The organism is Vibrio sp. MED222 (genome assembly GCF_000153005.1).
In the GTDB taxonomy this organism is placed as follows: domain Bacteria; phylum Pseudomonadota; class Gammaproteobacteria; order Enterobacterales; family Vibrionaceae; genus Vibrio; species Vibrio tasmaniensis_A.
The window spans coordinates 585,502-608,508 of sequence record NZ_CH902608.1 but is presented as its reverse complement, the minus strand read 5'-3'; the positions used below and the strand labels follow the sequence as shown (position 1 = coordinate 608,508).

Genomic DNA, 23,007 nt, shown 5'->3' with positions numbered 1-23,007 from the left:
TGCGGGGCATTTTTTTGTCTGTAGAAAATGACGGGAAGAAGCTCTAGGTTCTAAAGCTCCTCCTCGTTACATCTAAAGTTCGTCATTCCCTAGACTGACGAAGGAAGGAGTCGGGAATCTCATTGTTACCATACTTATCCCGACAATAATTCTCCGACTTATTGATTCCCTAACACCACATATCTCGCACCAATAAGCTCATTATGGTATATATGTGCCTTATTCTAGTTCCTTCTTTTTCAACCGGCGAAAGGTGTTATGCGAATTTTTGCTTTAGTACTGCTCATAGTGTTTGGCTGGCTACAACACACACTGTGGCTCGGTAAAAATGGTATTTCTGATTACTACGGTGTGAACAACGAAATCCAAGTTCAACAGCAAGTAAACGAAAAGCTCCATCTTCGTAACGCAGAGATGTTTGCGGAAATCGATGATCTACGCCAAGGCTTAGACGCGATAGAAGAGCGCGCACGTCATGAGCTTGGAATGGTAAAAGAAGGCGAAACGTTTTTCCGCATCATTGGTGAGGAACCCCATTAATGTCGACTCAACTTCAAAGTGTGATTGCCGTTGTACCTGCAGCGGGCGTCGGTAGCCGAATGAAAGCAGACCGCCCTAAGCAATATCTTAAGATTAACGGCAAAACGATTTTAGAGCACACCATTGAGAAATTACTGTCTCATCCACAAGTCTCTCAAATTGTCGTTGCGATCAGCGATGATGACCCCTATTACCCGGAGTTAGCACTCAACCAGAATCCAAAAGTGGTCAGAGTGTCTGGCGGAAGCGAACGAGCGGACTCGGTACTCTCTGCGCTAAACTGTATCGCTGAGCAGCAGCTTAGCGATTGGGTAATGGTTCACGATGCGGCAAGGCCTTGTGTTCAACTCAGTGATATCGACAAGCTAATTTCCGGCGCGATGAGCCATGATGTAGGGGCTATTTTAGCGGCGCCAGTTCGTGACACGATGAAGCGAGGTGCCCAAGGGCAGATCGAACATACCGTTGAGCGAGCCGATCTATGGCATGCACTTACGCCGCAAATGTTCAGAGCAAAGCCTCTGTGGAATGCATTAAGCGAGGCGTTGCAACAAGGCGTTTCGATTACCGATGAAGCCTCAGCCTTTGAATGGAAAGGTTTATCGCCCGCTTTAGTGGCAGGGCGCTCAGATAATTTTAAGATTACTCAGCCTGAAGATTTAGCACTTGCTGAGTTCTATTTAAGTCAGAATAAGGAATAATGATGATTCGTATTGGCCATGGCTTTGATGTACATAAGTTTGGTGGTGAAGGTCCGGTAATTATAGGTGGCGTTAGAGTCCCTTATGAGCAGGGTCTTATCGCACACTCCGATGGTGATGTTGCCCTTCATGCGTTGTGTGACGCTTTATTAGGTGCGATTGCTGCCGGTGATATTGGTCGTCATTTCCCCGATACTGATGATGAGTGGAAAGGCGCGGATAGCCGTGAACTGCTAAAAGATGTTTATCGTCGAGTAAAAGAACAAGGCTACGTGATTGGTAATGCCGATATTACTATCATGGCGCAAGCTCCAAAGATGGCGCCTCATATAGACTCTATGTGCCACGCTATCGCACAAGATTTAGAAACCAGCATTAGCAATGTGAATGTAAAAGCGACGACCACTGAGCGTTTAGGTTTTACAGGTCGCAAAGAGGGCATCGCATGTGAAGCGGTGGTCCTAATTACTAAAAGTGCGTAAGCACCAACACGAAAAGAACAGCATGTCAGATATTTTATCTTCATTGGCTTATCTAAACGGTAAACCAACTGCGAAAGCAAAACTAAAAGCAAAAGCCGAACACTTTGTCGTTAATGAAGACTTAGGTTTTGAGTTCACTGGTGAAGGCGAACACCTTATGGTGCGCATTCGTAAAACGGGTGAGAACACGAGCTTTGTAGCAAACGAGCTGGCTAAAGCGTGTGGTGTTAAGTCGAAAGACGTGAGTTGGGCTGGTTTGAAGGACCGTCATGCTGTGACAGAACAGTGGTTGAGCGTGCATCTACCAAAAGGTGAACCTGACTTTTCTGCTTTTCTTGCACAATACCCAAGTATTGAGATCTTGGCGACAGCACGCCACAACAAAAAGTTACGTCCAGGCGATTTAGTTGGCAACCAATTCGAGCTAACTTTGTCTGAAGTAACGGACTGCGATGATGTAGTCAAACGTTTGGAAAAAGTCGCTCAAGTGGGCGTGCCAAATTACTTTGGTGCTCAGAGGTTTGGCAATGAAGGTAACAACTTATCTGAAGCTCGTCGTTGGGGGCGTGAAAACGTTCGTACACGTAATCAAAATAAGCGCAGCTTGTACCTCTCTGCAGCTCGTTCTTGGATCTACAACTTAATTCTTTCTGACCGTATTGAGCACGATGCGTTTGCTTCGGCATTGGTCGGCGATATTGTAGTTAAAAACGATGCTCAACTTGCTGTGACAGCCGCTAATATCGAAGCTGTAAACCAAGATATCGCCAATGGTTCTGCGTTTATTACCGTTGCTTTAGCTGGAGATAATGCGTTACCGACGACGGATGCGTCTCAAGCTCTAGAGCAGAAACACCTTGATGCTGAACCGGATCTAATGGCGCTTATTTGTGGCAACCGTATGCGCCATGATCGCCGTGAAGCCTCGTTGAAGCCGATGGGTTTAGTGTGGGAAGTAAACGAAGACAATGTCACTCTTAAATTCTCTCTGGACGCAGGCTGCTTCGCAACCGCTATCGTTCGTGAGCTAGTTGAAGAAGTACACGTAGAAAGAACCTACGAGCAATAATGATTCTGCTTGGGTCTAAGTCACTTTATATTGATATTTAAGTGACTTTATATCGGTATTTAAGTGACTTGGCATTGGTACAAAAGAAAGGATACAAGATGAAGATTTTACTCAGCAACGATGATGGTGTGCATGCTCAAGGTATTCATGAGCTGGCAAATGAATTACGTGATCTTGCTGAAGTTATCATTGTGGCACCTGACCGTAATCGCTCTGGTGCTTCAAATTCATTAACTTTGGAACAGCCTTTGCGTGTTCAAGAGATTGCTAGAAATACCTATTCGGTACAAGGAACACCGACCGACTGTGTACATTTCGCATTGAACGAACTCCTAAAGAGTGACATGCCTGATCTGGTTTTAACGGGTATTAATCACGGAGCTAACCTTGGTGATGACGTGCTTTATTCAGGTACAGTCGCAGCAGCAATGGAAGGCCACTTTTTAGGTGTTCAATCGGTGGCATTTTCTCTGGTTGGAAAACAACATTTTAAGACAGCGGCAGCGGTTGCTCGCCGTATTGTCGAACAACATTTAGCAAACCCAATCCCGACCAATCGCCTGTTAAACGTGAACGTCCCTGACTTAGCATTAGAACAAATATCGGGTACTCAGGTGACACGTCTAGGTGCTCGTCACCATGCTGAAGATATGATTAAGCAGAAAGACCCACGTGGTCATGATATCTATTGGCTTGGCCCTCCTGGTAAGGAGCAAGATGCTGGTGAGGGTACCGATTTTTACGCCATTGAACATGGTTTTGTGTCGGTAACACCACTACAAGTTGATCTGACGGCACATGAGTCGTTGGGTGCGATGACTACATGGTTAGGGGATAAATAAGTGAGTAATCCACAAGCTGAGCGCTTAGTTACTTTTCTGATAGAAAATGGTATTCAGGATCAAAAGGTTCTTGATGCTATTTACTTACTACCGAGAGAGAGCTTTTTATCACAGGCTATGCATCACCAAGCCTATGATAATAATGCGCTGCCTATCGGGCAGGGGCAGACAATTTCTCAGCCTTACATTGTTGCTAAAATGACCGAGCTGCTTGAGTTACAACAAGACAGCCGCGTTTTGGAGATCGGAACGGGTTCTGGTTATCAAACGGCTGTTTTGGCTCAGCTGGTTGATCACGTGTATTCGGTTGAAAGAATAAAGTCGCTACAATGGGATGCTAAGCGTAGGTTGAAGCAACTCGATTTCTACAACATCTCAACCAAGCACGGTGATGGTTGGCAAGGTTGGTCTTCTAAGGCGCCTTTTGATGCGATTATTGTCACCGCTGCTGCAGAGTCGATCCCTCAAGCGCTTTTGCAGCAGTTGAAAGATGGAGGCCGCTTATTAATTCCGGTCGGAGATGATGAACAACAACTGTTGAAGATTGTTCGCCACGGTGATGAGTTCTTATCGAGTGTTATCGAGATGGTGCGATTTGTACCTCTTGTACCTGGTGAGTTAGCTTAATAAAATTATTAATGGTGTAGGTGGATAGAAAGTCGATGCGTTCGAAGGTTTTTAAAGGAAGTTCTCTACTGCTTAGCTGTGCACTTGTTGGGTGTGCTGCGAATTCGCCTGCGCCAGTTTCAAGCTTAAACAAGAATTACTCATCGATTGATCGTGGTAGTTATCGTGGTAGTTACTATGAAGTGAAAAAAGGCGATACCCTTTATTTTATTGCTTACGTAACAAATAAAGATGTTAAAGAGCTGATTCGCTATAACAATCTGTCTGCACCTTATACCATCCATCCCGGACAGAGCCTTAAGTTATGGCGTCCTAGCTACAACGCTCCAGCGTATGGTAAATCAACGGTAGCGGTTGCAGCCGTCGCTGCGCCTGTTGCCGCATCCACAACTTTGTTGGCCTCAAGCAAACCTAAAACAACATCTCAAAAGAGTAAAAGCTCTAAATCTGCGCCCGCTCAAACAACCACCAAAGTGGCGAAAAAAGATCCACAAAAGAAGGTTGTACAATCCAAATCAAAGGAGTATGTTGGTTCTAAAGGTAAACAGAATGTTACACCGCCAACAAAACCAACGAGTAACAAAGTATCCAAATGGTTATGGCCAACGAAAGGGAGAGTAATTAAGAAGTTCTCTGTAGGCGAACAAGGAAATAAAGGCATAGACATAGCAGGACAGCGAGGTCAGCCAATAGTATCTACTGCAGGGGGAACGGTTGTTTATTCGGGTAATGCATTACGAGGCTACGGCAATCTAGTGATTGTGAAGCACAATGATAATTACTTAAGTGCATACGCGCATAACGACCGACTATTAGTATCTGAAGGGCAAAGTGTGAAACCAGGGCAGAAGATTGCAACAATGGGAAGCTCTGGAGCCAGCAGTGTCAGGCTGCACTTTGAGATTCGTTACCAAGGTAAATCAGTTAATCCAAAACGGTATTTACCTTAAATACAATATGCAAAAATTACGTATTGTATGGAGTGACATAGTCATTTAGCGACATATGAAGTTGTAATGTCATGCTAATTTCGCCAGGGGGAGGCGTTATGAGTATAAGCAATGCAGTAACCAAAGAAGAGTTCGATCTTAACCAAGCAACCACGGAACAGGAAGCTCTTGGAAAAGCAAAACGAACAGTCACTAAGAAAACCGAAGCGAAAGAAGAGACTGAAGTTACGTCTAAAAGCTTAGATGCGACTCAACTCTACTTAGGCGAAATCGGTTTCTCACCACTATTAACCGCTGAAGAAGAAGTACTTTATGCACGTCGAGCTCTACGCGGTGATGAAGCAGCACGCAAACGCATGATCGAAAGTAACCTGCGTTTGGTGGTGAAAATTTCTCGTCGTTATAGCAACCGTGGTCTTGCACTTCTCGATCTTATTGAAGAAGGCAACCTAGGTTTGATTCGCGCCGTAGAGAAGTTTGACCCAGAGCGTGGCTTCCGTTTCTCAACTTACGCAACATGGTGGATTCGTCAAACCATTGAACGTGCGCTAATGAATCAGACTCGCACTATCCGTTTGCCAATCCATGTTGTGAAAGAGCTGAACATCTACCTACGTACCGCAAGAGAACTTTCACAAAAACTTGACCATGAACCAACGGCAGAAGAAATTGCTTCTAAGCTAGACAAACCTGTTGGTGATGTGAGCAAGATGCTTCGTCTAAACGAAAGAGTGAGCTCTGTTGATACACCTATCGGTGGTGATGGTGAGAAAGCGCTACTGGATATAATTCCGGACATCAACAACTCAGACCCTGAGGTTTCAACTCAAGATAGCGATATTAAGAACTCGTTGATTTTCTGGCTTGATGAGCTGAATCCTAAGCAGAAAGAGGTGCTTGCGCGTCGCTTTGGATTACTTGGCTATGAACCATCAACACTAGAAGAAGTAGGCCGTGAAATTAGCCTAACTCGTGAACGCGTTCGCCAAATCCAAGTTGAAGGTCTGCGTCGTCTACGTGAGATTTTAATCAAGCAAGGCTTGAATATGGAAAACCTGTTCAACGTAGAAAACGACTAAATGAACTGATGATGTTTCTTTGAATAGAAGACAAATAAAAACGCTGACTTTAATTCAGCGTTTTTTTGTTTGTGGCTTTTGTTGTTCATGCTGCCGACTCAAGCGACAGTACAAAACGACAATAGCAACCTACTTGGAAAGAGACTAAAGTAACTTCTTCAAACGGTAGAGTTCTTCTAATGCTTGGCGAGGTGTCAGATCATCAGGATCAACATTCGCCAGTGCTTGTTCGACTTCACTTGGTTCAGGTATCAGGCTCAGTTGGTTCGCGATATCAACGCCACTTGGCTTTGATGTCGGAGAGTCGATACTCAATGCTTCTAGCTGAGTCAGCTTCGCACGTGCGTTTTTGATCACTGCTTTAGGCACGCCAGCCAATCCTGCAACCGCAAGGCCGTAAGATTTACTTGCGGCACCTTCTTGAACTGCGTGCATAAAGGCAATGCTGTCGCCATGTTCAACCGCATCTAAGTGTACGTTCGCTAAGGTTGGTATTTGGTTTGGTAGCTCAGTTAGCTCAAAGTAGTGCGTTGCAAATAGTGTCATCGCATTGATTTGATTGGCTAGCCATTCCGCACTTGCCCAAGCCAGAGACAGACCATCGTAAGTACTGGTACCACGACCGATTTCATCCATTAACACAAGGCTATTTGGTGTCGCGTTGTGCAGAATGTTTGCGGTTTCTGTCATCTCAACCATGAAGGTTGAACGACCCGAAGCTAAGTCATCGGATGCGCCAATACGAGTAAAGATACGGTCGATAGAACCAATCGTCGCGCTTTCTGCTGGAACATAACAACCGATATGAGCCATCAGCGCAATGAGTGCGGTCTGGCGCATGTAGGTCGACTTACCACCCATGTTTGGACCTGTGATGATCAGCATCTTACGTTGATCATTGAGGTCGATAGGGTTAGCAATAAACGGTTCGTCCATTACTTGTTCAACAACGGGGTGACGACCCGCCTGAATTTGTACACCAGCTGACTCAGTCATGGTTGGACGACAGTAATCAAGGGTGTCTGCGCGTTCAGCTAAGTTTTGAAGAACATCCAGTTGAGACACTGAAGAAGCAATGTTTTGTAGTCGCTCTAGATAGGGCAGTAACAAATCAAACAACTCATCCCACAACTTCTTCTCGATAGCTAGGGCTTTCGATTTAGAGCTAAGCACTTTGTCTTCATGCTCTTTTAGCTCAGGAATGATGTAACGCTCTGCATTTTTCAGCGTTTGACGGCGAACATAGTGTGGTGGCACAAGGTGGCTTTGTCCGCGGCTTACTTGAATGAAGAAACCGTGTACGTTGTTGTAGCCCACTTTAAGTGTATCGATACCATGACGTTCGCGCTCTTCTTGCTCAAGTTTATCAAGAAATTCGGTTGCGCCAGCTGCAAGGTCGCGCCATTCGTCTAACTCGGCATTGTAGCCTTCTGCAATTACACCACCGTCACGGATAACCACGGGAGGGTTCTCTTTGATCGCTCGCTCAAGTAGTTCAGAAACCTCATCCACAGGCGAGGCATATTGAGCAAGTTGAGTTAGGTATGGGTGCTTCAATTGCGTCAGTGTTTCTGCAAGTTCTGGCAAATATTCCATCGCTTGGCGAAGTCGTGCCATATCACGAGGACGAGCTGAACGAAGTGCCAATCGAGCAAGAATACGTTCGATATCCCCGATCTGTTTTAAGGTTGGCTGTAGTTCTGTGAACAGAGCTAAATCTTTCATTTCACCAATAGCATCTAGGCGCTGATCGAGTGCAGAGATATTGCGCATTGGTTGATGTAACCAGCGCTTAAGCATACGGCTACCCATTGCTGTCGCAGTGTGATCAAGTACTTCGGCAAGGGTGTTATCACTACCACCACCAAGATTTTGCGTGATCTCCAAATTACGGCGAGTCGCTGCATCGAGGATCACCGAGTGATCTTGCTTATCCATCGTCAGTGAACGGATATGTGGAAGGGCAGTACGTTGGGTATCTTTCACGTATTGGATCAAACAACCAGCCGCACATAAGCCTAGTTTCGCGCCTTCTACGCCAAAGCCAACCAGATCGCGAGTACCAAACTGCTTATTCAATTGCTGCTTCGCGGTATCTAATTCAAATTCCCATACCGGGCGGCGGCGATTGCCATTACGGCTTGCCATTAGATTTACAGGTTCGAAATCTTCAGGGAACAGTAGCTCACGAGGTGAGGTTCTCTGCAGTTCTGCCGCCATTGCTTCTTCGGTTTCCGGCTCACATAGCTGGAATCGGCCAGAAGTAATATCAAGCGTCGCGTAGCCAAATTTACCATTGTGGTGGTAAATAGAGGCAATCAGGTTATCAATGCGCTCAGAAAGCAAAGCCTCATCGGTCACGGTACCGGGTGTAACGATACGTACGACAGCACGCTCAACCGGGCCCTTTGAAGTTGCTGGATTACCAATCTGCTCACAAATCGCTACGGACTCGCCCAACTGCACTAACTTCGCAAGGTAACCTTCAACGGCGTGGTATGGAACGCCCGCCATAGGAATAGGCTCACCGTTTGAAGAGCCACGCTTGGTTAGCGAAATATCGAGGAGTTGAGAGGCTTTTTTAGCATCATCGTAGAAAAGCTCGTAGAAATCGCCCATGCGGTAGAACAGCAGAATTTCTGGATTTTCTGCTTTTAGCTTTAGGTACTGCTGCATCATGGGAGTATGTTTTTGATCGGCTTTCACAGTTAACTTCTTTCGTTTATTTCTATTGCGGCTTAGGATACGTGAAAGCGTTTCGTGCGAAAAGCGACACATGCGAAAAGATGCGAATCCGAATGATATGACAGTAGATAAAGGGAAGTTGATGATGCAGATGACTCAAGATCTTAGTGAACAGCTTGGACACTTACTCGCTAAACATAAACACGTTTTAGTGACGGCTGAATCTTGCACTGGCGGTGGGGTTGCTAGCGCGGTGACGGATATCGCAGGGAGCTCTGGTTGGTTTGATCGTGCATTTGTTACTTATAGCAATGAAGCGAAGCAAGAGATGATCGGCGTACAGCTTAAAACCTTAGTTGAGTTCGGTGCGGTGAGTGAGCCTGTCGTAATAGAAATGGCGAGCGGGGCATTGCAACATTCAAATGGGACTATCTCTGTATCGATCAGTGGTATTGCTGGCCCAGGTGGCGCGACCGAAGATAAGCCTGTTGGAACGGTATGTTTCGCTTGGAAAGCACTAAACGGTTGGGATAAAGTAGAAACGCATGTATTTACAGGCGACAGATCACAAGTACGCCAACAAGCCACGCACCATGCCCTACAAGTTATTTATGATTACCTATCAATGGAAGGTAAGTAACATTTGTACAAATTATTTTCACACAGGTATAGACACTGTATGAATCAACAGTATAATAAAAGCCAATTAGTCACCCCTATGTGGGTTAGAAATAGATTCTAGATCGCTTGTTAAGACAACCGATTATGTGGAGATAGTAATGGACGAGAATAAACAAAAAGCGTTAGCCGCAGCCCTTGGTCAGATTGAAAAGCAATTTGGTAAAGGTTCAATCATGCGTCTTGGTGATAACCGCACAATGGACGTAGAAACTATTTCTACAGGTTCTCTATCTCTAGATATCGCACTAGGTGCTGGTGGCCTACCGATGGGACGTATCGTAGAAGTTTACGGTCCAGAATCATCAGGTAAAACAACGTTAACGCTTGAGCTTATTGCTGCAGCACAGAAAGTGGGCAAAACGTGTGCATTCGTCGATGCCGAGCACGCACTAGACCCTATCTACGCTCAAAAGTTGGGTGTTGATATCGACGCTTTGCTTGTGTCTCAACCAGATACAGGCGAACAAGCTCTAGAAATTTGTGATGCACTGGCTCGTTCAGGTGCTATCGATGTTCTTGTTATTGACTCAGTAGCAGCACTAACACCTAAAGCAGAAATCGAAGGCGAAATGGGCGATAGCCACATGGGTCTTCAAGCACGTATGCTTTCTCAAGCAATGCGTAAGCTAACAGGTAACCTTAAGCAGTCTAACTGTATGGCTATCTTCATTAACCAAATTCGTATGAAAATTGGTGTGATGTTTGGTAACCCTGAAACAACAACAGGTGGTAACGCACTTAAGTTCTACGCATCTGTTCGTCTTGATATTCGCCGTACTGGCGCGATTAAAGATGGTGATGAAGTTGTTGGTAACGAAACTCGTATCAAGGTTGTTAAGAACAAGATTGCTGCACCATTCAAACAAGCTGAAACTCAAATCCTTTACGGAAAGGGCTTCAACCGCGAAGGTGAGCTTATCGACTTAGGTGTTAAGAATAAGCTAGTAGAAAAAGCAGGCGCTTGGTACAGCTACAAAGGCGACAAGATCGGCCAAGGTAAAGCTAACGCTGGTAAATACCTGCGTGAAAACCCAGAAGTTGCTCTAGAAATTGATACTAAACTTCGTGAGTTACTGCTAACTCCTGCTGTGCTTGAAGAGAAAGGTGCAGAGAAGGAAGAAGAAAACGAAGAGCTATAAGCTAACGTTTTGTTAAGTCACCTTCATAAGAAAGCATGACTTTGAAAGATTTTAAAGCCTCGAATTTTCGAGGCTTTATTGTTTCAGTCGTAAAAATGTAAGGTATTTGAATGTTTAGAGGAAAGTGACGGTGGTTGCTCTAGATTACTTACAGTCATGCACTCATAGGTCTATTCTTTATCAAATAATCAAAGAAACCCTTTGGGTTAAATCGATTACCGTCAAAAGTTCTTGCCCCTAAAGGCCTATTACTAGACCTTTGTTCGTATCTTATTATTGAATTCGGTCTGCTGAACTAGTGCTTCTTAAGCTCGTCGAGTACCATAGCATTGTGCTGTTCGTGAATCGTATTTACTCTGACGTGTTGGTGCTGATTAGGAGCCAGGCGCTCGTATTCTGTTAGGTAAATATCGCTGTGAATATGCTCTGCGATCATTTTTACAATTAAGCGATTGTTTGCATACAAGCCTAAAGTTTCTTCACGGTGTGAGAACATGAGGGCGAGCTTCATATCGGCTACACACATAAAGCGGTGTGAAGGGTATTCGGTTTCTTCATTTTCAGAACGCGAATGTAATTCTATTTTTTCATGTGGGCTCGCCATTTTGTTGAATGAAAAGCCAATCACTCGAACTCCACGTTCCACGGCGTCGCATAATTCTTTGCCAAACAATTCAAGGTTAAAATCGGTATTCAGGTAAATTTCTAGATTTGCCTGATTAATGATTTCCTTGGCCTTTTGAAGTAAGTTGTCGAACCCCGATACGTTGTAAACGAACTCTTTTTCCTCTTTCAGCATCATCTTAGATAATTCTGATTTAAGGAAATTAATATTAGTGACGGTCTTTTTTTCTATCTGGCTGAAAATCAAGTCTGGTGATTTAGCTTCGTACTCTTTAGTGTCGCCATCAGACATGAAAATGTAGCCATTGGCGTAAAGGTTATCGATAGACGAGTAAACAGAAGAGCGGGAGATAGAGATCTCTTTCGCGATTTTATATCCGCTGGATTGGCCATTTTTGAGTAAATTAATATAAACAAGCGCATCGGTTTTGGTAAACCCAAAATCCATTAATTTGGTGACTAGCTCTGACACGGGTTGTCCTCTGAAACTATTCAATATCTTCTCCTTCTAAGGTTACCATTCTTGTCACGACGAGCGTAAATGATTGTTGTGATTTTTTTCAGCGATGAGAAACGCTCCGCGAGCAAAGGTGAATTCATCTTGTTTTGGGTGAATAATCACTGGAATTTCATTAACGTGAATGTAGCGAGACAATGCGACTTTTAAATCTGCCGTTAATGTAGGATAGGTCGTTGCTTCGCCTGATAATACGAGTCGTGTAGGCAGTAATTGTTGAATGGGATTAACTAAACTGCGCGCAAATTGGTCGATATAAGTACGATATATGCGCGATGCATGCGGTTCACTTAGGTCTACGCCTGAAAAAATTTGCGCTAAAGTTTGGTCTTTTAGCACGACTTGATGATATTGCCGCTCAATACTTGGTGCGGATAAAAACTGTTCAATGCAGGCCTCATTTCCACAGCGACATACAGGAGTTAAGCCATCAACGAGCCATTGAAAATTAGGCAACCTTGAATGTGCCCAATGTGAGCTTAATGGGTGGTGCACTTGCTCGTTATTTTGATAAAAACTTATGCCACAACCATCGCCCAAAAATACGCTGAGTATGGCCTCTTTGTATAAATCTCTAGCCCTCTTATTTAGACTTGAACCTGCCGAGAGTGGTTGTTCAATTGAGTCAGCGCTTTTCATGGCGTTACTAATAGCGTCGCACGCAATGGCCGCACTGTGTGAATGCATCACAAGCGAGCAGTCGACCTTGAAATGCTGATTCAGGTTTCGTGTTAATTGGGTGATTTCTGTCGAGTGAGTAGGACTTGATTTTGCAACTTCATGTACGGATTGGCGATGAGATAAAAAAAACTCAGATACACTTATGCCTATCGCGGCGATACGTCCATAGCGGTAGCTGACGCTTGATATTCGGCTTATCAAATGTTGAGTCAAGTGGGCAAGGTCGCCAGGAGTGCGCTGCACCATTCTATACACCTCTTGTCCGTTAGAGGTGCTGGCGACCGAGTAAATAGAGTGGGAATCAATCGCGATTCCCATCACTATATTTGGTTCTGCTTTAATGAGCATGATTTGATTAATGACACACTTGGATTTAGTTCGCTTGCTCAATCACGTAGCCATAAGCGCTAATGGTCAGTGATTTTCCATCGAGCATGATCTGTTTATCTTTATCGCTGTTGTTTAGAACAAACATTAAATTGCCACGGAGGTAAGCGATACACTCTTTGTCTGCCGTCCCTTTTTCATCCTCCACGTTTAACCAGTCAATGCAAGGCTGATTAAAATCGGGATTGGCTTTACGCAAAGCGATCATTTCTTGAATGAAGTTTTTGAATTCTAAGTCTTGCTCTGATTCTTCCCATATCATGCATTTTCGGTTGTCTTCGCTGCCCATGCCGCGGCCGCCATCCATACCAATTTCGCCACCATAATAAATGCATGGAGCACCGACTTGAGTGAACATAAATAAATAAGCTAATTTAGCTTTACGTTTGTCGCCCTGGCATAAAGAGATAATGCGAGTGGTGTCATGGCTATCTAATAAGTTAAACATCGCTTCGTTTACGTTGCGTGGGTATGCCATGTACGACGCGTTCACTGCATTTACAAAGCTCTCTTTATCAACGTCGCCAAGACCAAAGTAGTCGGTAATGGCTTGTGTCAGCGGATAATTCATCAACGAATCGTATTGGTCGCCGCGTAGCCAAGGCATACCTTCGTGCCAAATCTCCCCAAGAATGTAGCAGTCTGGGTTGGCATCTTTTACGACTTTACGGAAGTCACGCCAAAACGCGTGGTCCACTTCGTTGGCTACGTCTAAACGCCATCCATCAATGTTGAACTCTTCTACCCAGTGGCGCGCCACGTCTAATAAGTATGCGCGGCACTCTTCATTTTCAGTATTCAGCTTTGGCATTTCGACGACGTTGGCGAAAGTTTCGTAGTTTAAGTTCCAGAAATCCCAGTCTTCTTTTGGCGTATCTGGGTATACAGGGAACTGATTGATCCAAAACCAGTCGGCGTATTTGGACTTTGCCCCGTTATTCACAACGTCTAGCCATAGTGGAGATTGAGACCCAATGTGGTTGAACACCGCGTCGAGCATAATTTTCATGCCGCGTTTATGGGCTTCATCGACGAGTGCTTTAAAAGCTTCATTGCCGCCAAAGTGCGGGTCTACATTGTAGTAGTCGACAGTGTCGTATTTATGGTTGGCGTTGGCTGTGAAAATAGGGCACAAATACAAACCATTCACGCCAAGATCTTGCAGGTAATCGAGCTTATCGATCACGCCCCATAAATCGCCACCCATAAAGTTGTCGGATACAGGTCTGGTTCCCCAAGGTTGCACGTTGGCAGGTGATGTTTCAGGGCGACCATTGGCAAAGCGCTCTGGGAATATTTGGTACCAAATGGTGTCTTTTATCCACGTCGGTGTCTTTAAAACGTCACGAGGGTTTATGTAAGGAAAACAGAAGAAATTGCTTAAGTTACTCAGCTCGATTTCTGCGTTTTCAGTCGTTGAAATGTCGGCGCAGCGTTTTTCTCCAAATAGAATCTTTTCGCCGCCTTTTCCGTACAAAATAAAGCCATAGCGGCTACGACGTTTCGGTGGAGTAAACTCTGCAAACCAGTGGTCGTGGTACTCGGTTTCCCCTTCATGAATCATGGTCACTTCATTGCCACCCACCCAACCGTGTGCATCACTGCCACCTAGGTTGCCACCATCGAGGCCACCTTCTGCCCAGTGGTACGGGTCGCCTATCCAAAGTGAAACCTTGTCTAGTTCGCCTTTTGCACAGCGTAAGCGAAGGTGAAGCGTTTCATTGTTGTAAGCGTAGCTGTCTGCACTTTTTGCTGAGTGAGTCAGCGAGCTTTTTGTAATCGGTTTGTTGATAACTGAATTTGTAATAGCCATAGCGGAAATCATCCCTAATTATTATTCTTTAACTGCACCGCTGACGAGGCCGGTAGTAATGTGTTTTTGAGTCGCAACAAATAGCAAAGTGATGGGCACTGCAACCAATAATGAACCCGCGGCAAACAGCGTAAAATTCTCCGCTGAGTTAGATGAAATCCAACTGAAAATACCGATGGCTAGCGTCATTTTTTCTTCGCTGCGTAAGATCAGCGTAGGTAAAATGAAGTCCATCCAAGGTGCGGTGAAAGACACTAAACCAACAAACACTAAGATAGGTTTCGCGAGAGGGAGAATGATCTCGAGGAAAATCGTCATGTGGCCTGCGCCATCAATTTTTGCTGCTTCATCTAATGAAGTGGGAATGGCATCGAAATAACCTTTCACCAACCAAATCATGAATGGTAATGAGCCCGTTACATACACAAATAACAAGCCAGCATAGGTATCAATCAATCCCATTTTTGATAGCAAGATGTAGATAGCCGTCATCGAAAGAAAGGCCGGGAACATCTGCAATACAAGAATGCTCATCATAATGTTGCGCTTACCATTGAAGCGGTAGCGAGAGAACACAAACGCTGAAATAGTCACGACAACCAGTGAGATAACCATATTCGCTGTCGCGAGAAGAAAGGTGTTTTTATACCAGTCTAAATAGGGTGTGTCCGTGAACAATGCGCGGTAGTGGTCGAGCGTAAAGTCAATACTTGTGAAAGAAGAACTGAATAAGTTATTCCCTGTTTTGAATGAAGCTAGCACTGTCCAAATCACTGGTCCAAGTACTAATAATGCGTTGGCAATGAGAAATAGGTACACGACTAGGGTGCCTATTTTTCCAATGTATTTGTCCATGTTAATTAACTTATTCGTACTATTTAAATTAGCCATGTTACATACCTACATCGTCTTTGAATGACTTCATGCGGCTGAATTGCCATATCGCAATACCAGACAAGAACAAGAAGATAATGATTGAGATAACCGAAGCGATTTGATACTGCTGGAAGTCGAGCGTGAGCTTGTAAATCCAAGTGATCAAAATGTCGGTATGTCCCGCGAATCGATATTCAGGGTTGATAGGACCCCCTTCGGTTAACAGGTAAATCGCCCCAAAGTTATTGAAGTTATGGGCAAAGGTCATGACCAACGATGGGGCCACTTGGTGCAACACCATAGGCAGGGTGATTTCTTTAAATTGCTGGAACTTGCTTGCACCATCGACTTCACTGGCTTCATAAAGTTCGCTTGAAATGTTAGTCAGTGCCCCTGCAATAAGCAGCATAAAGTAAGGTGCGCCAACCCAAACACTCACCGCGATAACGGTAATTTTTGCGGTGAAAGGGTCTGATAAGAAGGCAATCGAATCAAAGCCCCACGAGTTTAACGTTGCGTTGACTGGTCCAATACCATTCAGTAGCAAGCGGAACATCAATAAGGTCACGAAAGCAGGAATGGCATAAGGGAGAATAAAGATAAAGCGCCATGCTTTTTTTGCTTTAATGTTTCGATTTTGTAGCGCAAGCGCCAGTAAAAAACCAAACCCACAAGTACATATGGTGGCAAAAAATGCCCACAGAACCGTCCAAGAAGCGACACCGAAGAAAGTGCTCGACCATATTTTCAGTTCAAATAGTGAAACAAAGTTTTTAAACCCCACCCAATCTACAAGGTTTCTTGGTGGGATATGATGAGGTGCCGAATAGTTAGTGAAAGAGACGAGTACCGTAATTATGATTGGTAAAATAATGAATGCGATACTGGCAATAAAAGCTGGCGATAGCATGATGAACGCGAACTTTTGGTCGTAAATGTCTTTAAATTGTTCTCGAAGGTTCAGTCGTGACTTAAGGCTGACTTTTGCATCTTGGACATTAGCGATGTACAGACAGATGAATAAGAAGCTGTAGAGTAGGGCTATGACCCCTTCGACCAACATAAAGACCGAGTTATCGCCCTGTAATATTTTAAAGCCTTCACGAACTTGAGCGACATCTCCTAAAGTGACTAAGCCTTTTAGCGAGGCCAACAGCTCCGGGAGAATCAACAATGTGATTAGCTGCATGGCTAAAAATACACCGCCTTTTATCCAATGACCTTTTACGATCTGTGTACTCCCCATAATAAGGAGTGAAGCGGGCATTCGCGATGCCGGCTGATTCTCTGTTAACAACATTGTTTATCTCTATTGTTTAGGTTGTCGTTATGTATTCGTTTTCTGGTCACGCCCTGAACTAGCGCTGTGGCTTTATGACACAGCGCATGAGCTAAGTCGCTTGTAAGTCGCGACGGGAGTTCAGAGGTTACTCTTGTAATTCTATTTGTTCTTCGATGATCGAAAGCGCACGGTCAAGAACAGAACTCGCAGGTTTATCGTTTACCCAGTAGTCTGTAATAGCACTGGCCATTGGTGACCAAATGAAGCCCATTTCAGGAATCGATGGCATTGCGTCTGAGTAGAAACCTTGCGTAATAATGGCGTAAGTGGCTTCATCGGCATCAACAATGATCTCTTCCATAACTGACTGGATCGGAGGGAGTGCTCTTGACATCTCATAGCGTTTTTTCAGCATCGCGTCGGAAGTAAGGTAGTCAGCAAATAATTGTGCGGCTTTCGGATACTCAGTGTAAGAAGACACAACCGCAAGACGAACAGTTGCAAAAGTGCGTGGTTGTTGGCCTGCTAATTTAGGCATAGGTACAACACCAAGATTTATCCCTGATTCTTGATACCCTTCGATTGCCCAAGGGCCGTCGATAATAGCGGCGACTTTTCCTTCATTAAATAAGCCACGACGTACTTGCGGGTTGCGCATATCAACTGGATTTGAATTGTTGGCCACTTGCAGGGTTTTCATTGCTTCTAAGCCTTGTTGGGCTTTTTCAGAATTGATGCCGATGTCTTTTGCATCGGTACCGTTATTACCAAATTCGTATGCGCCGTAAAGCGTGACAAACATACGAGACTCGTAATAGTTCTGTATGTCCCAAAGCAGTGCGTATTTATGCTCTTGCTTATTGTTGAAAGTTTTTGAAAATTCAATAATTTCTTCAAAAGTTTCAGGTGCTTTAGTCAGTAAATCTTTATTGTAGAACAGAGCGGTAGTGGCGAAGCTAACTGGGAAGCCATAGCTCACCCCTTCAGCTTGAGACGCATTAATCGCATTTGGCATAAAAGTATTCGAGATACGTTCGGCAGATACCAGATTCTCCATCGCCCCACCTGCCACGACTAATCGCCCCAATAAGTCATGTTCAATCTCGACTACATCTGCCACGCGAGCAGAGCCGCCATCCTGAATCAAACGAGAAGCGGCATCGATAGGCGCTAACCCACGGAATGAAAAATCAATATCGTATCCTAACTCCTTATTAAAGGACTGAGCGGCGTACTCCATGTAGTCGAGTGTTGTTTTGTCGGTCCAGATTAACAACTCAGCCCCATTTTCTGGCTGAATTGTGTCTGCGTTTGCATCTGCTGCAGCCGTTAATGTACTGGTCGTTAACGTTGCCGCCATTAAGGCTGCCGCGAATAGATTCTTTTTCATTCCTGAATTTTTCATACTGACACCGCGCTATTTAAAATCATAGTAGTCGTTCGTTAAGTACTACTATGTTATGTCTCGCCGACAATATGTCAACATTACCTGGTTAAAATATCAGCGTATTTGTGACAGTTATCACCTTCTGTTTGTGCTTTTTACATCTGGTAGCTATAGGGTTTTATGTCTTGTTTATTGGGGGTTTTAAACGGTGCTTTGTTCATTTTGATACTTAGATTAATGAAAAGCCTACCGTTTGTGATGGTGATCAATAATCTCCGCAGTCAAGGGTGATTGTTCTCTCATTTCTAAATTCAATAGGAAGCAAAACATTTATAATTCTAGAACAATAAATAGGCGTTCATTACGGACGACTATGTTTTTCTGGTTAAATGTTGCGAAATCAGCAAGCCTATCAAGAGACACAGTGGATAGATAAAGAGAAACAGTGAACAAAAATAACCCTACAAATAACAACAAATGATTCAGTGAAGAATCAATAAGGAATGACCGTGAAAAAAACATTATTGTCTGTAGTGATCACCAACACTCTACTTATTAGTGCTGGCGCTTCGGCTGCTGATGACCGAACTATGTCTCCAAGTGATATCTTTTTTTATGACGCTTTAAAATTTGGTGGGCATGTTGGAACATCGATTGAAGTCGAAGAGAAAAACATCACTGATTTTGCATCATGGGGTGGTGGCAAGTCTAAAGAGCGTACAACGACTCATGAAGTGTTTAACGTCTTCTATAACAACGCTGCGTGGAATGCGACCGCACTTTACGCGTTCAAACTTGAAAATCGTAAGAAAAAGAAAGGCGCATACGCAGAAACAGAAAATGGATATAAGCACTTATTATCATTAAATAAAAGTTTTCAGCTAGGAAATGGTTGGGGAACGGGCTTGATCTATGAGTTGGAATATACAAAGGGTGATATTGTTACTTCTGCGAAAGTAGACGGCTTGAAAACCACGAAAGCTGAGCACAGTATTCGTCCATACCTTACGTACTGGAATAATGAATATTCAGCGGGCTTCTATTCAAACCTAGAGTACCTATACAACGATTCAGATAAGAGTGCTTGGGGTTCTCGTGAAGAGGAAGGTTACAGCCTCTTATTTAAACCTTACAAGCGCTTTGGTCAGTGGGAAGTTGCAGCTGAGCTCTACTATCAAGTTAAAGAAAATAAAGCGAAAACCGGAAACGGTTCACTCAATGAAGCCAGCGATTTCACCGAGATGTATATTGAACCAATCGTTCAGTACAGCTTTGAAGAAGCCGGCACTATGTACGTTCGTGCTCGTATTGGTGAAAACGAAACGAAACATACAGACGGTTGGGCAAAGAACGAAACTTTCTTCAAAGATATTCGTAAGGCAACTTTAGGCTATGAGCAAGCAATTGGCGACGATTGGTTGGTAAAAGGCGAACTTGAGTGGGCTAAAGACACAGAGACCTTCTCTAAGCTGAAAGGCGAAGAGAAAACTGTAGAACAAGAAACAATGTACCTACAAGCGCTTTACCGCTTCTAAGTGGTATTAATCACAACTCAAATGACAGAGTAATATTATGATCAAAGTTTCAGATATCGCCCAAATCGTTGGTGGAAAAATTGAAGGTGATAACACGGTAGAAATATCGAAGATTCGCCCAGTTTCCAGCGTAGAAGAGGGCGGCTTAGCCATTGTCTTTGCTAAAGCCGATTTAAAAGGGCTATCTGAAACTTTGGCTGATGTCATTGTTGGGCCAGAAGCCGTTTTACAGACTAAAGCAAAAACAAAAATCGTGATTGAGAAGCTCGAAGCTGAGAAGCTCAATCAACTAATGCGTCATTATAAAGTTCAAAAATATCAATTATTTGATCAAGGGAATACATCAGATACTCCCGATGTTTATATCGGAAAGCATTGTCAAATAGGTGAAGGTTGCCATTTCATGCCCGGTGTTAAAATCATGAACGGTGTAACAATCGGCAATAACGTTGCAATTCATGCCAATACAGTCATCAAAGAAGGCACTGTGATTGGTAACAATGTCACCATTGACTCTAACAACTCCATTGGTAATTACAGCTTCGAATACATGACCGGGCACAACACCCGTTATGAACGCGTGGAAAGTGTGGGTCGAGTGATCATTGGTGATGAAGTTGAAATTGGCTGTAATAACACCATCGACAGAGGCACTTTAGGCGACACCGTTATTGGTCGTGGAACCAAAATAGATAACCTAGTGCAAATAGGGCATGACTGCAAAATAGGTCAGCATTGTTTACTGGTATCTCAGGCTGGTTTTGCGGGCCACACTACTTTGGAAGATCATGTCATTGTACATGGTCAAGCCGGTACCGCAGGGCATCTTACTATCGGGAAAAACTCCGTTATTAAAGCCAAATCAGGTGTGAGCCACTCTTTCCCTGCCAATAGTGATCTGTTCGGTTATCCGGCGAAAGATGCACGTTCTTATTATAAAAACTTAGCCGTATTGAACAAATTAACTCATCAAAAAAACAGTAACCCCCGTCCAAACTCTAAATCGTTAGAACTTGATACAGACAAAAGATCGGTGGTACCGAAAAAGAGCTTAATAGCGAGACTATTTCGTTTATAGGTTGCCGAAGCGAGAGCTTTAAAAAATTAAAGCCCTAACTCGCGATGACTAAAACGGAATAGAACCCTACATATATAAAAAATAATAAGGAAATGACAATGAAACGTACTCTACTTGTAGCCGCACTTTTATCTTCAGCGTTAATGGGCTGTGCGAGCACAGCTGACACGCCAGCAGCTGATCAAATGAAAGCAACAGGTCCTTTCGCCGATTGTAATCTCGCCACGGTGGAAGATCGCGGGCCAATTCGTCCTTCACTTTATGTTATAGGCACTTTCCCTGATGGTCAGTGGATCCACATGGAAAACCGTCAAATGTCGCATAAAGGCAAAGGTATTTACCAAGTGGTAAGCGAAGAAAAAGCGGGCAACGTAAGTTTGCAGTTCGCAACGATGGGCTGGTCTCCACAATTTACCGCAGCTGGCATGTCGATGACGGCAGGTTATGAGAAAGCACTAAAACGCGGTGGCTTTGCAAAAAACACAACCGTTAATATTCCAGAGGATGGCAAATATTTATGGAGTGTTGAAATTAACGAAGATAAGAAGCCAGTTCGTGCATTGGTTAAAGCGTGTAAATAAGCGATGTAGCCAACCGATGTAGCACCGACATAACCCACTCTATATCACCATTTATAACCACGCTGTATAACACCGTTTATAAACTCGTGGTTGACGCAGTGATACAGATGAAAGGTGCTCTGAATATCAGAGTACCTATGTTTTAAACATAAACCCTAAATGATTAACGTTTACGTCTTTTTAGCCAGTAACTTGAGAGCTCCAGTCACTGGCTAAAAAGATTTTTACCTATCAAGATTTAACCCGTATTCGGAGTTTCAAATGGCAACAGTTAACCTGCGTAAAGTAGAAAAACAGTACGATAATGGTTTTAAAGCCGTACACGGAATTGACTTAGATATTCACGAAGGTGAGTTCATGGTATTTGTTGGGCCGTCTGGTTGCGCCAAATCTACCACATTACGAATGATTGCTGGCTTAGAAGATATCTCAGCAGGGGAAGTGCGTATTGGCGATAGAGTGGTGAATGATTTAGCGCCTAAAGAGCGTGGTATTGCCATGGTATTCCAAAACTATGCGTTGTACCCACACAAAACGGTCTTCGATAATATGGCCTTTGGTTTGAAAATGCAAAAGCGACCAAAAGAAGAGATCAAACAACGCGTAGAAGATGCCGCTGAAAAACTAGAAATTACTGATCTCCTGTATCGTAAGCCTAAAGAAATGTCGGGTGGTCAGCGTCAGCGTGTCGCGGTGGGACGAGCCATTGTTCGTAAACCGGACGTATTCTTATTTGATGAGCCTCTATCCAACCTTGATGCCAAACTACGTGTTTCGATGCGTGTGAAAATCGCACAACTACACAAGTCTCTTAAAGATGAAGGTAACCCTGCGACCATGATTTATGTCACGCACGATCAAACGGAAGCTTTAACTTTAGGCGACCGAATTTGTGTATTAAATCAAGGTAACATTATGCAAGTGGACACGCCGACCAACTTGTACAACGCACCACAGAACAAGTTTGTGGCGGGTTTTATCGGCTCCCCAGCCATGAATTTAGTGAACACAACCCTACGCAAGTTAGGTGATGACATTTACGTGGAACTTGCCCCTAACGCCCAAATTATTATTCCTAAACGTTTGCAAGAAAAGCTTGTGGGTCATATTGATAAGCCCGTGTGTCTAGGCATTCGACCTGAACACATAAATATTGCCGCTGATGATGAGATGGTGAACGTACACCCTGGTGAGCTGACCGTGGTTGAAAACTTAGGGAATGAAAAATACCTGTATTTCAAATTGGGTGATAACGAAATTGTTGCGCGAGTGAATAACCAAAGCATAAGTACATCAGATATTGGCAGCCAAGTACGCTTTAATTTTGATTCTGCTTTTTGCCATATTTTTGATGGTGAAACCGAACAGAACCTGACGTTGTAAAATCAGGCCTTATTGGCATTAACTATCGTAGATGAATGGTTTCAATAGAACGTTCTAACACCTCACTT

21 protein-coding genes are annotated in these 23,007 nt (G+C 43.9%); 14 read left to right on the top strand and 7 right to left on the bottom strand.

Features of this window, described 5'->3' with window-relative positions:
- Window positions 1-258 precede the first annotated feature (258 nt).
- The 8 genes from ftsB (at window position 259) to rpoS (ending at window position 6,290) form a co-directional block, all read left to right on the top strand.
- Window positions 259-540 carry a cell division protein FtsB gene (gene ftsB, locus MED222_RS07910; RefSeq protein WP_009847643.1) on the top strand — a complete coding sequence of 94 codons (282 nt, stop codon included), beginning with the start codon at window positions 259-261 and terminating at the stop codon, window positions 538-540.
- A complete protein-coding gene (ispD, locus tag MED222_RS07915) occupies window positions 540-1,241 on the top strand; it encodes a 2-C-methyl-D-erythritol 4-phosphate cytidylyltransferase (RefSeq protein ID WP_009847642.1) in 702 nt (233 codons plus the stop codon). The genes ftsB and ispD overlap by 1 nt, the downstream gene beginning before the upstream one ends.
- Before the next feature lie 2 nt (window positions 1,242-1,243).
- Window positions 1,244-1,723 (top strand): 2-C-methyl-D-erythritol 2,4-cyclodiphosphate synthase, encoded by a 480-nt coding sequence (gene ispF / locus MED222_RS07920; RefSeq protein ID WP_029223073.1) that lies wholly within the window; start codon window positions 1,244-1,246, stop codon window positions 1,721-1,723.
- 22 nt (window positions 1,724-1,745) lie between these two features.
- Window positions 1,746-2,792, top strand: coding sequence for a tRNA pseudouridine(13) synthase TruD (gene truD, locus MED222_RS07925; protein ID WP_029223074.1), 1,047 nt, complete (start codon window positions 1,746-1,748; stop codon window positions 2,790-2,792).
- Window positions 2,793-2,890: 98 nt separating this feature from the next.
- Complete coding sequence (gene surE / locus MED222_RS07930; protein WP_009847639.1) at window positions 2,891-3,634, top strand: 5'/3'-nucleotidase SurE; 744 nt, start codon at window positions 2,891-2,893, stop codon at window positions 3,632-3,634.
- The gene (locus MED222_RS07935; RefSeq protein ID WP_009847638.1) at window positions 3,635-4,261 is read left to right on the top strand and encodes a protein-L-isoaspartate(D-aspartate) O-methyltransferase; all 627 of its coding nucleotides are present in this window, start codon (window positions 3,635-3,637) and stop codon (window positions 4,259-4,261) included. It abuts the gene before it with no gap.
- 35 nt (window positions 4,262-4,296) lie between these two features.
- Window positions 4,297-5,211, top strand: coding sequence for a murein hydrolase activator NlpD (gene nlpD / locus MED222_RS07940; RefSeq protein WP_009847637.1), 915 nt, complete (start codon window positions 4,297-4,299; stop codon window positions 5,209-5,211).
- Between the two features lie 98 nt (window positions 5,212-5,309).
- Complete coding sequence (gene rpoS, locus MED222_RS07945; RefSeq protein WP_009847636.1) at window positions 5,310-6,290, top strand: RNA polymerase sigma factor RpoS; 981 nt, start codon at window positions 5,310-5,312, stop codon at window positions 6,288-6,290.
- A gap of 144 nt (window positions 6,291-6,434) precedes the next feature.
- Here rpoS and mutS read toward each other — a convergent pair whose 3' ends face one another.
- Entirely contained in the window at window positions 6,435-8,996 is a 2,562-nt protein-coding gene (mutS, locus tag MED222_RS07950) for a DNA mismatch repair protein MutS (RefSeq protein WP_009847635.1), read from the bottom strand.
- Between the two features lie 124 nt (window positions 8,997-9,120).
- Here mutS and pncC point away from each other — a divergent pair, with 124 nt between their 5' ends.
- Together pncC and recA are read left to right on the top strand one after the other, a co-directional pair.
- Window positions 9,121-9,615 carry a nicotinamide-nucleotide amidase gene (gene pncC, locus MED222_RS07955; RefSeq protein ID WP_029223075.1) on the top strand — a complete coding sequence of 165 codons (495 nt, stop codon included), beginning with the start codon at window positions 9,121-9,123 and terminating at the stop codon, window positions 9,613-9,615.
- A 139-nt stretch (window positions 9,616-9,754) separates the two neighbouring features.
- A complete protein-coding gene (recA, locus tag MED222_RS07960) occupies window positions 9,755-10,795 on the top strand; it encodes a recombinase RecA (RefSeq protein WP_009847633.1) in 1,041 nt (346 codons plus the stop codon).
- 295 nt (window positions 10,796-11,090) lie between these two features.
- Here recA and MED222_RS07965 read toward each other — a convergent pair whose 3' ends face one another.
- From MED222_RS07965 to MED222_RS07990, 6 genes are all read right to left on the bottom strand, one after another.
- Window positions 11,091-11,891, bottom strand: coding sequence for a TrmB family transcriptional regulator (locus MED222_RS07965; protein ID WP_009847632.1), 801 nt, complete (start codon window positions 11,889-11,891; stop codon window positions 11,091-11,093).
- Between the two features lie 54 nt (window positions 11,892-11,945).
- Window positions 11,946-13,007, bottom strand: a complete 1,062-nt coding sequence (locus MED222_RS07970) for an ROK family protein (RefSeq protein WP_232281813.1) — start codon at window positions 13,005-13,007, stop codon at window positions 11,946-11,948.
- A complete protein-coding gene (locus MED222_RS07975) occupies window positions 12,991-14,829 on the bottom strand; it encodes a glycoside hydrolase family 13 protein (RefSeq protein ID WP_050395133.1) in 1,839 nt (612 codons plus the stop codon). Before MED222_RS07975 ends, MED222_RS07970 begins: the two co-directional genes overlap by 17 nt.
- A gap of 9 nt (window positions 14,830-14,838) precedes the next feature.
- A complete protein-coding gene (locus MED222_RS07980; protein ID WP_029223077.1) occupies window positions 14,839-15,672 on the bottom strand; it encodes a sugar ABC transporter permease in 834 nt (277 codons plus the stop codon).
- Window positions 15,673-15,709: 37 nt separating this feature from the next.
- Window positions 15,710-16,993, bottom strand: coding sequence for a carbohydrate ABC transporter permease (locus tag MED222_RS07985; protein ID WP_009847628.1), 1,284 nt, complete (start codon window positions 16,991-16,993; stop codon window positions 15,710-15,712).
- 127 nt (window positions 16,994-17,120) lie between these two features.
- Entirely contained in the window at window positions 17,121-18,365 is a 1,245-nt protein-coding gene (locus MED222_RS07990) for a sugar ABC transporter substrate-binding protein (RefSeq protein WP_009847627.1), read from the bottom strand.
- Window positions 18,366-18,865: 500 nt separating this feature from the next.
- On the opposite strand from MED222_RS07990, the gene MED222_RS07995 reads away from it, so the two are divergent.
- The 4 genes from MED222_RS07995 to MED222_RS08010 all read left to right on the top strand — a co-directional run bounded on the left by MED222_RS07995 (window position 18,866) and on the right by MED222_RS08010 (window position 22,939).
- Complete coding sequence (locus MED222_RS07995) at window positions 18,866-19,897, top strand: hypothetical protein (protein ID WP_009847626.1); 1,032 nt, start codon at window positions 18,866-18,868, stop codon at window positions 19,895-19,897.
- 37 nt (window positions 19,898-19,934) lie between these two features.
- Entirely contained in the window at window positions 19,935-20,975 is a 1,041-nt protein-coding gene (gene lpxD / locus MED222_RS08000) for a UDP-3-O-(3-hydroxymyristoyl)glucosamine N-acyltransferase (RefSeq protein ID WP_009847625.1), read from the top strand.
- A 98-nt stretch (window positions 20,976-21,073) separates the two neighbouring features.
- The gene (locus MED222_RS08005; RefSeq protein ID WP_009847624.1) at window positions 21,074-21,556 is read left to right on the top strand and encodes a glycosidase; all 483 of its coding nucleotides are present in this window, start codon (window positions 21,074-21,076) and stop codon (window positions 21,554-21,556) included.
- A gap of 261 nt (window positions 21,557-21,817) precedes the next feature.
- A complete protein-coding gene (locus MED222_RS08010) occupies window positions 21,818-22,939 on the top strand; it encodes an ABC transporter ATP-binding protein (RefSeq protein WP_009847623.1) in 1,122 nt (373 codons plus the stop codon).
- Window positions 22,940-23,007: the final 68 nt, after the last annotated feature.